Genomic DNA, 14850 nt, shown 5'->3' with positions numbered 1-14850 from the left:
TTTACAAAAAAGTTTTTGAGAGCTTTGCATGCCCATAGTGCAAAGGTCTCTTAATTAAAAAGGCTCGCTACGATGACCAATATTAACTATCAGCATGAAGGTTTAGAGAACGTTACCGATTTTATTCGTTGGGGCGGCAGTCTCTTTAAACAAGCGAATTTATTTTTTGGTCATGGTACCGATAACGCTTTTGATGAGGCTAAAGTGCTGGTGTTTTTTGCTTTGCAACTACCTCAAGATGTGCCTGAAAGGTACTGGCAGGCCAAATTAACTCAGCCAGAAAAGCAGAAAGTGAGTGAGTTGTTTCAACGCCGAATTGAAACCCGTAAACCGGCCGCCTATTTAACCGGTGAAGCTTGGTTCTCTGGACTACGTTTTATTGTTAATGAAAATACACTTGTGCCACGCTCACCCATTGCAGAATTGATTGCACAAAATTATTTCCCTTGGATAGAAAATCCAGAAACGGTTACTCATGTTTTAGACCTTTGTACGGGAAGTGGTTGTATTGGCATAGCTTCTTTAAAGGCGTTTCCTAATGCAGAGGTAGATTTAGTTGATATTTCGCCAGAAGCTTTGGACGTAGCGCAACAAAATATTGACCAATTTGGCTTAAATGAATTTGCGCATGCCATAGAATCGGATTTGTATTCGAGCTTACAAGGCAAACAATATGATTTGATTGTTTCAAACCCTCCTTATGTGGATGAAATTGAAATGAATGCCTTACCTGAAGAGTTTAAACAAGAGCCGGCTTTAGGCTTAGCCGCAGGGCATGATGGTTTAGACTTGGTTCGCAAAATATTAGCCGAAGCCCCTAAATATTTAAAAGATGATGGTGTGTTGATTGTTGAGGTTGGAGTTTCGCAATATTTTGTAGAACAAACTTATCCAGAATTACCTCTTTACTGGTTTGAATTTGAACATGGCGGAGAAGGGGTTTTTGCTATCCAAAAATCAGAGCTAGAAATGTTTCAAGATGTTTTAGATGCCCAACTTTAGAATGTTTTAACTTTAATAGCAGTAAGCTTTACCAGGCCTGGCAGATTTATTGCTTTTAAAGTTTTTTAAACATAAATGTGTAAAAAAATTGTCAGTTTTATGATATGGAGACCTTTGTATGAGATAGGTGCGAAAGAAAAATGAGAGAAAATTTGCCTGATTGAGGCGGAAAGCGTAGGGAATAGCTAGCTATTCACAAGGTTTTCAACAAAAATCAGGTGAGTTTTAACCATTTTTACTCGCGCATACTCTCGTGCAAAGGTCTCATACATACTTTCTTTGGAGTCATCAATGAAAAAGTTAGCTTTAAAAACCTTACTTATCGCTTTAAGTTTAAGTTCAACACAAGTTTTATCTGAATCACACGGAACAGAAAAATCACATGCACCCCTGGTTGACTTGGGTGCAGAGCTTAAAGCTAAAACAGGTAGTCATGATGGCTCTCATTCAACTTCTCATTCGCCAAAAGCAGAGCCTGCTCAATCGCATAACAAAGAGACTCAGAACACTGCTAAGCACGATATGGAAAAAGAGCACCACGCTGTTCATTGGGGTTACACTGGAGAAGGTGGCCCAAGGCATTGGGGTGATTTAGCGCCAGAAAATATTAGTTGTAAGATTGGTAAAAACCAATCTCCAATTGATTTACGTGATAAAGCGGCGGTGGGTACGACGGGTTTACCACAGTTAGATATTCATTACCGCGATGTGCCTCTTAAAATTGTAAACAATGGTCATACCTTGCAAGTTAATTACCCGCTAGGGAGTTACATTAAAGTGGGTGGGCATCGTTATGAGTTATTGCAGTTTCACTTTCATACGCCTAGTGAACACAAAAAAGAGGGCTTCAATTACCCAATGGAAGCACATTTAGTGCATAAAGATGGCGATGGTAACTTAGCCGTTATAGGGGTGATATTTCAAGAAGGTGAAGAAAATCCTCAAGTTCAAACGTTATTAGATAACTTACCTAAAACCATTGGGAAACAAGAAATTCATCGTAATGCGAGTTTAAATCCGGTAATGTTTTTTCCAGGAAATACTGAATTTTACAAGTATAGTGGCTCACTTACGACTCCTCCTTGCTCAGAAGGGGTGTATTGGATGGTGTTTAAACACCCTATTGAAGCTTCAGCAGAGCAACTTGAAGCAATGAATGAAGTTTTGGGTGAAAACGCCAGACCCACTCAACCGGTTAATTCTCGTGCCATGTTAAAGTCTTGGGCTGAGCAACTTCAAGAACCTTCTCTATATGAGTTTTATTAGTTTTTTTATATACACAGCCAATTAAATAATTAACCAGGCCTGGTAAAGGATAACAGTTAATTACGATTCTAATTTAATAACAAAGCATAATAAGATTAGAATTATTTTTCATTTTATGATGCTTAATATTGAAGCTTGGACAAACGCCTTAAGTCCCCTTGTAATAAATGGTGCAAGGTTCTTAGTGTAGTGAACGTTAAAGAAACGCTGCTGTTTGAGCGAAGCGAGTTCAGCGTTTTCAGTTCACAAGCTTAGAACTTGCCCATTTATGGAGTGGGGTTTGTTTTTTGGTTACTTTTTGCCAAACTGCAAAAAGTAACGGGAAGCCTGTGTGACAAAAGTTAAGGCAAAGTATAGTATTTAAAAAGGCTTCTCAACTTCTGTGCTATCTGATTTAATCTAAGCTCTCACATATTAGTAAATAGGTATTGATAATAGCTACTGGCAATTTTTAATTGGCTCTTTGTTCCTATGGCGTCAACTATTTACATCTTGTTTTCTTAATCAACGTTGTAAAACACTCTCTTCTCGGTACAATCTATCTTCTTGTTAAAATTGTTCATCCCCTAAGCTTCACTTTGAATGGATAGGGTGATGAATAATTAAATATTTATTCGTTTAACCCGCTTTTATAAAGCTCTTGTTTGATTAAGGTGCATGATTTTGCGTTATTTAAAGTATTTTGTATTAATTGTTTTAGGGCTTTTTATTCAACTGATTGCTCTGTTGTTTAAAGGCACGCGCAAAACGGTAGATATTGGCGTGGATGCTTATAAATCCGTAAAACATAGCGAAAGTTTTGATGAAGCTTATAAAAATTTTACCAGTAATCAATACGCCAAAACTCGCATGAGTGTACCTGAAGAAATTATTGCGTTAATGGCAAAAATCGCCAAAAGCGATGGCAAAATCAGTGAGCTTGAAATTGAGTTTATGAGCGACACCATTAAGTCTATGGCGCATGCAATGAAGTCAGCAGGTTTACCCGATGTTGTTGTTGCATCGGCTAAGAAGCGTCTTTTTGCATTAGCGAATAGAGCCAAAAAAGATCAAAATCCAACCTCTTATTATTGCCAAACATTAAGCGAATCTGGTGTTGAAGTGCGCGCAGGCGCTTTAATGCAAATGATTAGCTTTGCTTCATTAGACGGTTTATCTGATAACACCTTGCAACTTATTTTTGAAATAGGTCGCTTAATGAATTTCAATGATGAACAAGTTCAACAGTTAATTGACCAGGTGAACGGGCAAGGCGGTTCTAGCTATTCCAAGCCGGAAATGGCAAAAGATCCGTATGCTATTTTGGGATGTAAAGAGTCGGATGATTTTTCTCATATTAAAAAGGCTTATCGCAAAATGGTTAAAGAGCATCATCCCGATTTTATGCACGGAAAAGGAATGGATGATGCTGAAATCAAAGCGGCAACGGAAAAAATGCAGGACATTAATGCTGCGTTTGAAGACATTAAAAAACGTACAGGCAACTAGTGATTTACCTGATTATTAAATACGTGATGAATGTTGAGACTCTTGCAAAGGCCTCATGTTGTTTTGATTTCTACCAGGCCTGGTAAGTCTTAAAAAGGATAAAGAGTGCCTAAAAAGAGTATTTTATTTTTGTTAGCCGCCTGGATATTTGGTTTTATAGGCCTAATACTTGGTTTTTTTATTGATCCAATGTGGTTTGCCCGTTTTGGGAGTTTAGTGGTATTACTTGCGATTGTGACAGAATATATCTTATTGCATTCTGAATTAAATCGACTTTATATCGGCCTGGACAAGGTCGATCATGATACCGATATTCCCGATTTATCGCCCTCAAAATGGCACAATAAAAAAGTGTGGATAGCCCATTTTACCGTAATTGGTGGAACCTTTATTTGGGGGTTTGGAGACCTGATTTACCAATTTCTTTAAATGCGTGGATTTCAATACTTAAGTATTTCAATACCTAAGCATTGCCAGCACTTCCAGCGTTGATTTGATAGGGTTCAATAAATTCGCTTGGAATTTTTCGCGGTTGGTGATTTTTTAAATCAATACAGACATACGTGGCGGTTGCGGTAAAAACTGTTTTTTGGTCTTGTTCACGAATAATTTGAAAATGACGTTTTCGTAAACAGCATCCTTGCTGTTCGCCAATCCAGGTAGCAATCAAAAGGCTATCGTCTAAATAGCAACTAGCTTTATATTGCATGCAGTTTTCATAAACAGCCATTATGCGGTTGAGTTCTCTCTGCTTCTCGTGAGTTATGCCGGCAGACTTGGCATGTGCCCAAGCGACTTGCTCCATCCAAGCTAAATAACTTTTGTTATTTACATGCCCCAAAAAATCTAAATCTTCTTGGCTAACGATGTGTTTGTAAATAAATGGCGGTTGCGGGGTATTCCAGTTCAATGAATTCATTACTTTTAGCTGATTTTTAGATAGAATACCCAGATTATAACGAATATTTGAGAACGGTTTATGTCTGGTAATACATTAGGTCAAAATTTTAGAGTCACTACTTTTGGCGAAAGCCATGGTTTGGCATTGGGTTGCATTGTTGATGGTTGCCCTCCAGGTCTAGAACTTTGCGAAGCCGATATTCAAGCTGAACTTGACCGCAGAAAACCAGGCACATCAAAACACGCTACCGCTCGTAGAGAAGATGATGAAGTGCAAATTTTATCTGGCGTGTTTGAAGGCAAAACCACAGGTACGCCGATTGGTATGATTATTCATAATAAAGACCAACGTTCTAAAGATTATTCTAAAGTAGCAGAAACTTTCCGACCAGCGCACGCCGATTATACCTATACCCAAAAATATGGTTTTCGTGATTATCGTGGTGGAGGGCGTTCATCCGCTCGTGAAACAGCCATGCGAGTTGCTGCTGGTGCCATTGCTAAAAAATATTTAAAAACTCGCTTAGGGGTTGAGGTTAAAGGTTATCTTTCTCAACTTGGGCCAATTACGGTAGAGAACGTTACCTGGCCATTTGATAACAGCAATGAATACTTTTGTCCCAACCCTGAAAAAAGTGAAGAGATTCGCCAGTATATGGACAACCTACTCAAACAGAAAAATTCTGTTGGGGCTAAAATCACTATTGTGGCTAAAAATGTCCCCGTGGGTTTAGGCGAGCCTGTTTTTGATCGTTTAGATGCGGAATTAGCGCATGCATTAATGAGTATTAATGCGGTTAAGGGGGTTGAGCTTGGGGATGGTTTTTCTGTAGCGGGGCAGTTAGGCACTGAGCATCGTGATGAAATGGCTCCAGAAGGTTTTTTATCAAACCATTCAGGCGGTATTTTAGGAGGAATTTCAACCGGGCAAGATATTGTGGCTCATATTGCGTTAAAACCAACTTCAAGTATTATGACGCCAGGTAAAAGTATTAATGCTGATGGTGAAGCGGTAGATATGGTAACTAAAGGTCGTCATGACCCATGCGTGGGCATTAGAGCAACTCCAATTGCTGAAGCGCAAATGGCGATAGTTTTGTTAGATCACTTTATGCGTAACCGTGCGCAAAATGGTGATGTTGTCCCGCCAATTATGGATTTAGCTCACGTTGGTGAATAATCTTTCAATCTAAGAGCTAAAACGGAGTATGTTAGTGAACCTACATACTCCGTTTTTTGTTTCAATAAATTAAACAGGGGCCTTTAATCCTTCAGAAAGCAAAGGATGCAAAGGTTTCTAAAAACAAAAAATAGTCGGTTCATTAAAACAACCAGGCCTGGTTGTTATATTCTTTTACGAGCGTTCATTTTCTTAAGCTTCTATCTCGTGTTTACGCCCTTGGGTACAAAGGTCTCTTATTTATGAAAGATTGTTCATATCAAACTGCGTATAAAAAGCTTTCTCTGCATTATTTTTTGTATTTTGCTGTGTTAGGAACCACCGTTCCTTACATGGGTTTATATCTACAATCTTTATCATTCTCGGCGATTGAAATTGGACAATTACTTGGCATTATGATGTTTACCAAAGTGGTTGCTCCGAATATTTGGGGGTGGTTGGCAGATAGAAGTGGTCGTTCTATTTTTTGGGTGCGCCTTGCTACGGCACTGGCTGCTTTGGCATCAATGGGTCTTATCTATTTTGAAAACTATTGGGCGGTGTTTTTAACCTTAATGGTGTTCAGTTTCTTTTGGCATTCCTCTTTACCGCAGTTTGAATCCTATACTTTTCAATGTTTAGGAGATGAGAAGCATCGCTATGGTCAAATTCGCCTTTGGGGTTCAATTGGATTTATTGCCGCTGTGGTTGCCATAGGCTGGCAAATTGAGCATTTTAGTGTTGGCTTAGTACCGATTGATTTAGTGTTTATTTTACTGATTGTCTGGGGAAGTAGTTATCTTGTAAAAGATGGAAAACGTATTCATGAAGAGGGTGTTAGTCATGATTTTATGACTATTTTAAAACGTCCAGAAGTCGCCAGTTTACTTGTGGTAAGTTTTTTAGTGCAGCTTTCTCATGGTGCCTATTATGCGTTTTATACGATTCAATTATCGGCATTAGGATATGATAAAACTACAATTTCACTGTTGTGGGCGTTAGGAGTTTTGGCTGAGATTGCGGTATTCTTTTGGATGAGTCAGTTATTTAGAAACTATGCTGTACGGTTTTTAATTTTAGTCAGTATTGCTTTAACTATTTTACGTTGGCTTTTAATTGGTAACTTGGCAGACTCTGTATTTTGGATGTTATTGGCTCAATTGTTACATGCGGCGAGCTTTGGATTATTTCATGCCGCGGCTATCTATTTAATTGATACCTATTTTAAAGGCAAAAACCATGGTAAAGGCCAAGCCATATTTGCCGCTTCCAGCCACGGCTTAGGCGGCGCTTTAGGTATGCTGCTAGCAGGTTACAGTTGGACAGCCGGTGGTGCGGAATTCGCCTATGGTTTAAGTACCATTATGGCGGTATTTGCATTTATGATTGCTTGGCGCTGGACAAAATGAATACAATAACGAACTAATCAAAATTGAATAAGAGGTAAGCACTATGCGTTTATTACACACTATGTTAAGAGTCGGCAACTTACAAAAATCAATCGAATTTTATACCAAAGTAATGGGGATGCAGCTGTTACGCCAGAAAGAATATCCACAAGGAGAGTTCACATTGGCGTTTTTAGGTTATGGCAATGAAGAAGAAAATACCGTTTTAGAGCTTACTTATAACTGGGGTACAGACCGTTATGACTTGGGGAATGCTTATGGTCATATTGCAGTGGAAGTGCCTGATGTTTACAAAGCGGCAGAAGCAGTAAAAGCGGGTGGTGGTAAAATTATTCGTGAAGCAGGGCCAATGAATGCAGGCACAACCATCATTGCGTTTGCCGAAGACCCAGATGGTTACCAAATTGAATTTATTGGCGAAAACCATATTCGTAAATAGTAACAAGGCCTTTTATATGATGTTTCCAATTGAAGATACCGCAGTTAATACCGTATCTCATTTAATTCAACTCTCAGTTGCGCCAGTTTTTTTAATTGCAGGCGTTGGAGCAATTTTAGGGGTTCTGTCACAGCGATTGGCTCGAATTACTGATCGTATTGAGAGATTGAACATTAAAATTAATCAAGCTGTGAGTGATGAAGGACAGAATAGAAGAGGGAGTGATATATCTGCTGAAACGTCGACATCGTTAAAAAGACAAAGGCATTATTTGCAGATAAGAGCCAAGAATATGAATGCAGCGATTTTGTTTTGCATTTTGACAGGTTTATTAGTGGCTTCTGTGATTATGATTCTTTTTCTAAGTTCATTTTTTGAATTTGATGGAGGGCTGTTGATAGCTTCTCTTTTCATTCTAGGAATGGGCGCTTTCATGGCATCATTGAGCTTATTTATTAGAGAAATATTTATGGCAACGTATTTTATGCAAAGAGCTCAAGACAAATAGATGTAAAATACGCCAAAAATTTTGTATAACAGGTTTTGGAAAAGGAAATAAGATGTCTAAGTTTGAAAATGTAACGGTTTTAAAAGAAGCTTCTGTATACTTTGATGGCAAGGTAACTAGCCGCACTGTTATTTTTGCAGATGGTAGCAAAAAAACACTGGGTATTATGATGCCTGGCGAATATGAGTTTGGTACTGAGTTAGCTGAAAATATGGAAATGGCATCAGGTGATGTAGAAGTTTTATTACCTGGTGAAACAGAGTGGAAAGCGATTCCAAATGGAACGAGTTTTGATGTACCTGCAAACTCAAAGTTTGGAATTAAAGTGAATTCTATTGCGGATTACTGCTGTTCATATACCGCTTAATTAGTATTAGCCAATTTACACATTAAAAGCCCAACCTACCAGGCCTGGTAGGTTGGGCTTTTTTGTTGTATTTGGCTAATCGGAAGGTATTGAAGATTCTTTAACTTTATTTGCGTTTTGTTTATTTTTTTTCATCTTTTGATATTTAAAAAGAAAATGTAAGCCAAAGTGAATCAAAATAAGTAATACAAAAAATCCTATGGCAATTTCGCCAATATGGTGAATCCACATAAATATTTTCCTATGTTTGTCTTAAAAGTACGTTGGGGTAACTAAGGTATTGAATATCCCACAATTGTACTGCGTTTTTGTTAGAATTTGCACTCTTTCAAGTTTAGGAGCTTTTATGAATCATACCAAGCCAGAACAGCCATTTCATTGGCGAACTTATAAAAATGACACTTTGTCAGGTATTACCGTTGCTTTAGCATTAGTGCCTGAAGCGGTTGCCTTTGCTTTTGTAGCCGGTGTTCATCCATTAGTGGGGTTATATGCCGCTATTATTGTGGGAATGATTACGGCTATTTTTGGTGGCCGTCCTGGCATGGTTTCTGCCGCGGCAGGTTCACTTGCGGTCGTTATGATGCATTTAGTTATGGAGCATGGTGCTAGCTTCTTATTTTTGGCAGTCATTATGATGGGCGTGTTTCAAATATTTATTGGTGTGATGAAGTGGGGGCGATTTATACGCATGGTGCCAAGCCCGGTTATGCTTGGGTTTGTTAATGGTTTAGCGCTTATTATTTTATTTGCGCAGTTTACTCAGTTTAAAGATGCTTCAGGTAATTGGTTAAGTGGTGATACCTTAAACATCATGATTGTGATTATTGCGGCAACCCTGGCAATTATCTATTTATTACCTAAAATTACCAAAGCCATTCCCTCTGCATTAGCGGCCATTGTATTGGTCTCATTAGTGGTTATTTTCTTTGACATCAATGCCATTACGGTTGGAGATAAGGCTTCCGTTTCAGGTACTTTAGAATCTCTGGTTTACGGTGATGGTGTTGAGGGTGGTTTTCAAGGATTAAGTTGGTTTACTGCGTTACCTGAAGGGTTTTGGTCTTTAGAGACTCTGTGGATTGTTCTTCCTTATGCTGTGATTTTAACGATTATAGGTTCGGTTGAGTCGTTGTTAACGATGACCTTAATTGATGATATTACCGAAACTCGTGGTAAAGCGAATAAAGAGTGTATTGCGTTAGGTGCGGCAAACTGCACTGCTGGTACGTTTGGAACGATGGGTGGCTGTGCCTTGATTGGTCAATCAATGATTAATGTGAATTCTGGTGGAACCGGTCGTTGGTCAGGTATTACAGCTGCTTTAGTTTTATTAATGATTGTATTAATTGCTTCGTCTTGGATTGAAATGGTTCCCATCGGGGCGCTGGTAGGGTTGATGTTTTTTGTGGTTATTGCTACGTTTAATTGGTCTAGTTGGAACATTATGCGCGGTATGTCTAAAGCAGATACCTTTATTATGGTTTTAGTGACGGTATTAACGGTTATGTTTGACCTTGCTGTTGCTGTAATTGCAGGAGTTATTGTTTCTGCATTGGTCTTTGCTTGGCAACACGCACAGCGTATTATGTTGCAAGAAACCACTGATGAGGTTAATGGCAAAGTCATTAAAACCTATAAAGTTCAAGGTCCTCTGTTCTTTGCATCGGCTAAAAACTTTGTGGATAGTTTTGACCCTAAAAATGATCCTGACTGTGTAAAAATTGACTTTAAACATTCTCGTGTCTATGACCATACAGGAATTGAAGCGATAGATGGATTAACAAAAAAGTATTTAGCTGTAGGTAAAAAATTAACACTTAAACATTTAAGCCCTGAGTGCCAAAAATTGTTGGAAAGTGCGAAAGATTTGATAGAGGTAAATGTTTCAGAAGACCCTCATTACCATGTTTCTATAAGTGGTAAAGAAGAGGCTTAAGATATATTTAGGCTAACGTAAGTAAAGAGAGCACCTTCGGGTGCTTTTTTTTTGAAAATCGTACTCTAATGAGATGATTTTAATTGTATATTGTGGCTTAATTGAGTTTAGTGAATTTTGTGGATACAAAAGTTGAAAAATAAAAAAAACCTCATTCAAATTTTGGCATTAGGACCGGTTGTTTTAATACCTGTTTTGGTGTTTATTATTGCCTCTTTTATTGTGGATGCAGAAAAGGCATCTTATGAATTAGCCATGAAGCAAATTAGCCAAGATTTCTTAGAGACGGAAAAATCACGTATTCGTTCTAAGGTAAATAATATGGTTAATTTGGTTTCTTATCGCCAGTCAATCATTGACCAAAAATTACATGCTCGTATTAAACGTAGGGTTGATGATGCACAGAAAATAGCTATTGGGCTCTATAATCAGTATAAAAATACAATGGGCGAAGATGATTTAAAAAAGTTGATTATTCAAAGCTTAAGAACTTTGGTTTGGAATGGTGGAGAAAGTTTTATATGGATTTTAGATTTTGATGGTAAATTTCAATTAGCGCCAAGTTATCTGCGTCACTTGGAAGGCAAGTCTATTATTGACTTTGAAGATGCCACGGGTAGAAAAGTAATTAAAGAAGAAATCGCAATTGCCAAAAGCCAGGGACAGGGGTTTTTGTGGGATACGTTTACAAAGCCAAATGAGCCAATAGATAAACAGTTTAAACAGTTAGCCTATGTTAAAAACTTTGGTATTTATGATTGGTATTTAGGGTCGGGCGAATATTTAGATACAGCAACAAAGTTAACGAACAGAATGTTGCTAGAAGCGATTAATCAAATAAGTAAAGGTGAACCTGATTATTTCTTTGTGATAGATACACAAGGCAATTTATTACTTAATTTTGCTAGGCCAGATATGGTTGGTAAAAACATTTTTGAAATGCAAGATTCTAATTTACGTAAACTTTATCAATCAATGGTTAGAGCGAGTCAAAGCACCTCGGTTGATTTTTTACCTTATAATTGGATAAATCCTACAACAGGCAGGTTAGATTCTAAATTGGCTTATGTTAAGAGCGTACCAGGAAGCGATTGGATTATTGGAAGTGGTTTTTACCCAAATTCATTAGCCAATGGTTACGGGGTGCAAGAGCAAAGACTGAGCAATCAACATAATCAAAAAGTTAGACATATCAATACATTGACATGGTTAGGAGTATTGATTTCAATTTTAATTTCTTCAATTATTTCACTTGTCTTTTATAGAATGTTGTCGCAATATCAAGAAGACCTTGTGATTTCAAATAATGAATTAAAAGACCTTAATATTGAGTTAGAGAATAAATTGCTTGAACAAATTGAGGCTTCAAATAAAGAACACAAGCAATAACTAGAAGTGTTGTAATTCAATAAATTTAAAGGGGGTCAAGTGAGCGCTGAAAAAAGACAGTTTTTTCGTTTTGATGTGAGTTTACCCTACTTTATTGAGCCTTTAGATAATAAAGGCTGCTGCTTTCAAGTTACAAGAAATCAATTGCTTACCACTCAAGAGCTTAAACTCATTACTTTAGAAACTCAGCAACTTAATAATTTGTTTGAAGATAGTAAGCATATACAAAATGGCAGCGTTAAAATTTTTGAAGGCTTAAATCACAAACTGGATTTTATGGTTTGGCTACTCGATTTAATATTAGAAGGCGTCGAACATTCTAAACTTACGCAATTAGATGATAAAAAAGAGCAAAACCATCGAATAGTCTTACCTGAAGTAAAAGAATCATCAAAGGTTTTTCCGTTACTTAAAGCTTATTTTATTAGAGTTGATGAGTACATCGCTGAACTAATTGATGTGATAGAACATAGTGTTCGCGGTAATGTTTTTATGTATCATAAGCCTTTGTTAAAGCCCCTAAAGCTTGAGAATTACATAAAAGGTTTACCTGAGTTGGCTAAAAAAGGTAATTGGTTAGCTCGAGTTATTACGCTTTTAGTTAGTAAGCTAAATCATTATGAAAAACTTATTATTAAGTTAAAACAGGCTTATGAAAAAATTTCAGATTATGAAAAGTGGCCTATAGAAAAAGTTAATTTAGGTGAAGGTGGTTTTGCGATTTTTACCTCTAAAACGTTTGGTGACGCAGATAAAATTTGTGTTTTATTTAGAATGGATGATGAATTTGTTTTTGCCAAAGCGCGTTGCGTCTATCAATCTAATAAAAGCAAGGTAAAAGAACCCATGCGTACAGCTTTTGAATTTGAAGAGATTCATTCAGAAGATAGTGCCCATATTGTACGTTTTTTAATGGCTCAAGAGCTAGCGTTTCGTCATAAAAATTAGCAATAACCCACTCATTAAGTTGGGTATCCGTATTTTGTGATTGATTATCCAGTATTGTAAAAATTAACCACGAAGACACAGAGGCACGAAGATTGAAAAAACAAATAAAAGTGATTCGAAAATCATAGCCTAACGATCTTAAGTCATGCCTATAAGTTCTGCATTTGTAAAGTGTAAAAGCGACTAATTTATTACGTTTAGTTTGGTTATTGGTTAAATTTAAGTTGGTATTAGATATTAGAAATCTTCGTGCTTTCGTGTCTTCGTGCTTTCGTGTCTTCGTGGTTAAAAGATTTGTTTAATCAATCATAAAATACATATACCCATTAAGTTTAACAGTAGTTAGGTTTACAGTAATTTGGTTGACAGTATTTAGGTTTATAGTAGTAAGGCGAAATTATCTTGATAGTTTATTTTTGGCAGAATGTATTTTATGACTAAAGAATCCAGTAAAGAATTACCAAGAGAATTGACAAGAAATCTCGATAAAAACCTCTGTGTTTGTTATGACGTAACTAAACAAGAGGTAATTGACACCATTAAACAGGGGGCAAAGACGTTAGAGGAAGTGAGTAACCTAACTTATGCGTGTCAGGGCAGTGGGTGTTGTGTTCGTCAAGTGGAACGTTTAATAGAAATATTACACCCTGCTGAAAATGTATCTGATGAAGATGTATCAGCTGAGGATGCTGACATAAAGAGTACAGATAAAACCGAAATAACGACTGAAAATACGAGTTCCTGATATACGAGTTTTTTATACAAGTTCTAATGTATAAGACTGATTAGTATAAAACGAACGGACACTTCTCACGCTTAACCAGGCCTGGTAGCATTAAATTATGAAAAAACTAACGTATTCCAGGGTAACTGATTTACCCATAAAATTGGTTGTCTCAGACCTTGATGGTACTTTATTGAATCTTGAGCATAAGGTAACTCAAAAAACAATTGATGCTGTTCAAACCTTAGTCTCTAAAAATGTGCAGTTTATGATCGCCACAGGTCGGCACTATCAAGATGTGTATTTAATTGCACAGCAATTGGGCGTGGATATCTATCTCATTACATCAAATGGTGCTCGTGTGCATAATGCAAAGGGTGAGTTGTTATATGAAGATCATATGCCTGCTGATTTAGTCAAAACGGTACTTGAACTCTCTAGTGGTTTTGGAATTCATCGCAATCTTTATCAGCAAGATTTATGGTTAGTTGAAGAACCTCATGAAGAGCTTTTAGCGATGCATCATGAGTCTGGTTTTGAGTACCAAATTCAGGATTTTTCTACAATCGATTGTAGTCATATCGACAAAATTTACTTTACAGCTGAACATAGCCGCTTATTAAGCTTAGAATCGTTATTAAATGAACATTTAGCGGGCAAGCTTTATATTACCTTTACCTCTCCTGAATATTTAGAAGTGATGAATATCGGGGTTTCTAAAGGCCATGCCTTACAAATGATTTTAGAACAAAGTGGCATTTTAGCCAACGAGGTAATGGCTTTGGGAGATGGTATGAATGATATTGAAATGCTTCAACTTGTTGGGCATGGAGTGGTTATGGAGAACGCCAGTCAGCAAGTGAAAAGACTGCTTTCAGATTTACCCATTGCTCAATCTAATGCAGAGGATGGGGTGGCTAAATATATAGAGAAAATCATTAAATAGAGAACTTTGCGGTTTAAATAAAAACTACCAGGCCTTATATGTTGAAAGTGTTCTCCAGAAGTGGAGAATTTATTAAGGACGCTTAGTAAAGGGATAAAGAGATCTTGCTACCAGGCCAATGACACCCAGAGTGATCCAGGTTATCAGATTAAGACCTTTATCCCCACACACTATAAACTGAACGGTATCTTAGGCAGGACAAGACTCCTAGCCTGTATTCATAAGGTTAGTATAGCCATAGTGTGAACTTACTAAACGAAATTAAATCCTAGCATAAAATAGGTATTTCGAACATGAAAATATACATCGGCATAGACATCAGCAAAGACACCTTTGACGTAGCGGTTTCAACTCAAAAGCAAAGTG

The 14850-nt window shown here is 37.3% G+C and carries 15 protein-coding genes; 14 read left to right on the top strand and 1 reads right to left on the bottom strand.

The features are described 5' to 3' along the window. Positions 1–72: 72 nt before the first annotated feature. The 4 genes from prmB to BS34_RS0107510 all read left to right on the top strand — a co-directional run bounded on the left by prmB (position 73) and on the right by BS34_RS0107510 (position 4185). Entirely contained in the window at positions 73–1002 is a 930-nt protein-coding gene (gene prmB, locus BS34_RS0107525; RefSeq protein ID WP_029407918.1) for a 50S ribosomal protein L3 N(5)-glutamine methyltransferase, read from the top strand. Positions 1003–1293: 291 nt separating this feature from the next. Next, entirely contained in the window at positions 1294–2268 is a 975-nt protein-coding gene (locus BS34_RS0107520; RefSeq protein WP_029407917.1) for a carbonic anhydrase, read from the top strand. A gap of 663 nt (positions 2269–2931) precedes the next feature. After that, positions 2932–3756, top strand: coding sequence for a DnaJ domain-containing protein (locus BS34_RS0107515; RefSeq protein WP_029407916.1), 825 nt, complete (start codon positions 2932–2934; stop codon positions 3754–3756). 105 nt (positions 3757–3861) lie between these two features. Continuing rightward, positions 3862–4185: a hypothetical protein gene (locus BS34_RS0107510; RefSeq protein WP_029407915.1), complete on the top strand. Its 324-nt coding sequence runs from the start codon at positions 3862–3864 to the stop codon at positions 4183–4185. A gap of 34 nt (positions 4186–4219) precedes the next feature. On the opposite strand, the gene BS34_RS0107505 is transcribed toward BS34_RS0107510, so the two are convergent. After that, positions 4220–4675: an acyl-CoA thioesterase gene (locus tag BS34_RS0107505; RefSeq protein ID WP_051640740.1), complete on the bottom strand. Its 456-nt coding sequence runs from the start codon at positions 4673–4675 to the stop codon at positions 4220–4222. 60 nt (positions 4676–4735) lie between these two features. Here BS34_RS0107505 and aroC point away from each other — a divergent pair, with 60 nt between their 5' ends. The 10 genes from aroC (at position 4736) to BS34_RS0107450 (ending at position 14484) form a co-directional block, all read left to right on the top strand. Next, a complete protein-coding gene (gene aroC / locus BS34_RS0107500; protein ID WP_029407913.1) occupies positions 4736–5836 on the top strand; it encodes a chorismate synthase in 1101 nt (366 codons plus the stop codon). A gap of 242 nt (positions 5837–6078) precedes the next feature. After that, positions 6079–7224, top strand: a complete 1146-nt coding sequence (locus tag BS34_RS0107495) for an MFS transporter (protein ID WP_029407912.1) — start codon at positions 6079–6081, stop codon at positions 7222–7224. A 43-nt stretch (positions 7225–7267) separates the two neighbouring features. Next, positions 7268–7663 (top strand): lactoylglutathione lyase, encoded by a 396-nt coding sequence (gene gloA, locus BS34_RS0107490; protein ID WP_029407911.1) that lies wholly within the window; start codon positions 7268–7270, stop codon positions 7661–7663. Between the two features lie 16 nt (positions 7664–7679). Next, a complete protein-coding gene (locus tag BS34_RS0107485) occupies positions 7680–8171 on the top strand; it encodes a DUF2721 domain-containing protein (RefSeq protein WP_029407910.1) in 492 nt (163 codons plus the stop codon). Between the two features lie 52 nt (positions 8172–8223). After that, complete coding sequence (locus BS34_RS0107480; RefSeq protein WP_029407909.1) at positions 8224–8538, top strand: pyrimidine/purine nucleoside phosphorylase; 315 nt, start codon at positions 8224–8226, stop codon at positions 8536–8538. Positions 8539–8884: 346 nt separating this feature from the next. Further along, a complete protein-coding gene (locus BS34_RS0107470; RefSeq protein WP_029407908.1) occupies positions 8885–10477 on the top strand; it encodes a SulP family inorganic anion transporter in 1593 nt (530 codons plus the stop codon). A 132-nt stretch (positions 10478–10609) separates the two neighbouring features. Beyond that, on the top strand, positions 10610–11866 hold the full coding sequence (locus tag BS34_RS0107465; RefSeq protein WP_029407907.1) for a cache domain-containing protein: 1257 nt from the start codon (positions 10610–10612) through the stop codon (positions 11864–11866). A 39-nt stretch (positions 11867–11905) separates the two neighbouring features. After that, on the top strand, positions 11906–12814 hold the full coding sequence (locus tag BS34_RS0107460; RefSeq protein ID WP_029407906.1) for a PilZ domain-containing protein: 909 nt from the start codon (positions 11906–11908) through the stop codon (positions 12812–12814). Between the two features lie 469 nt (positions 12815–13283). Further along, on the top strand, positions 13284–13559 hold the full coding sequence (locus BS34_RS0107455) for a (2Fe-2S)-binding protein (protein ID WP_233993167.1): 276 nt from the start codon (positions 13284–13286) through the stop codon (positions 13557–13559). Between the two features lie 97 nt (positions 13560–13656). After that, complete coding sequence (locus BS34_RS0107450; protein WP_051640739.1) at positions 13657–14484, top strand: Cof-type HAD-IIB family hydrolase; 828 nt, start codon at positions 13657–13659, stop codon at positions 14482–14484. Positions 14485–14850: the final 366 nt, after the last annotated feature.

It is taken from the genome of Thiomicrorhabdus sp. Milos-T2, assembly GCF_000702325.1.
Taxonomy (GTDB): Bacteria; Pseudomonadota; Gammaproteobacteria; order Thiomicrospirales; family Thiomicrospiraceae; genus Thiomicrorhabdus.
The sequence above is the reverse complement of the archived record's forward strand: the minus strand, read 5'-3'. Positions and strand labels throughout refer to the sequence as shown.

What these genes read in the sequence shown, in the direction of transcription:
- prmB (WP_029407918.1), top strand. Translation starts at nt 73, where the DNA reads ATGACCAATATTAACTATCAGCATGAAGGTTTAGAGAACGTTACCGAT.
- BS34_RS0107520 (WP_029407917.1), top strand. Translation starts at nt 1,294, where the DNA reads ATGAAAAAGTTAGCTTTAAAAACCTTACTTATCGCTTTAAGTTTAAGT.
- BS34_RS0107505 (WP_051640740.1), bottom strand. Translation starts at nt 4,675, where the DNA reads ATGAATTCATTGAACTGGAATACCCCGCAACCGCCATTTATTTACAAA.
- aroC (WP_029407913.1), top strand. Translation starts at nt 4,736, where the DNA reads ATGTCTGGTAATACATTAGGTCAAAATTTTAGAGTCACTACTTTTGGC.
- BS34_RS0107495 (WP_029407912.1), top strand. Translation starts at nt 6,079, where the DNA reads ATGAAAGATTGTTCATATCAAACTGCGTATAAAAAGCTTTCTCTGCAT.
- gloA (WP_029407911.1), top strand. Translation starts at nt 7,268, where the DNA reads ATGCGTTTATTACACACTATGTTAAGAGTCGGCAACTTACAAAAATCA.
- BS34_RS0107485 (WP_029407910.1), top strand. Translation starts at nt 7,680, where the DNA reads ATGATGTTTCCAATTGAAGATACCGCAGTTAATACCGTATCTCATTTA.
- BS34_RS0107480 (WP_029407909.1), top strand. Translation starts at nt 8,224, where the DNA reads ATGTCTAAGTTTGAAAATGTAACGGTTTTAAAAGAAGCTTCTGTATAC.
- BS34_RS0107470 (WP_029407908.1), top strand. Translation starts at nt 8,885, where the DNA reads ATGAATCATACCAAGCCAGAACAGCCATTTCATTGGCGAACTTATAAA.
- BS34_RS0107450 (WP_051640739.1), top strand. Translation starts at nt 13,657, where the DNA reads ATGAAAAAACTAACGTATTCCAGGGTAACTGATTTACCCATAAAATTG.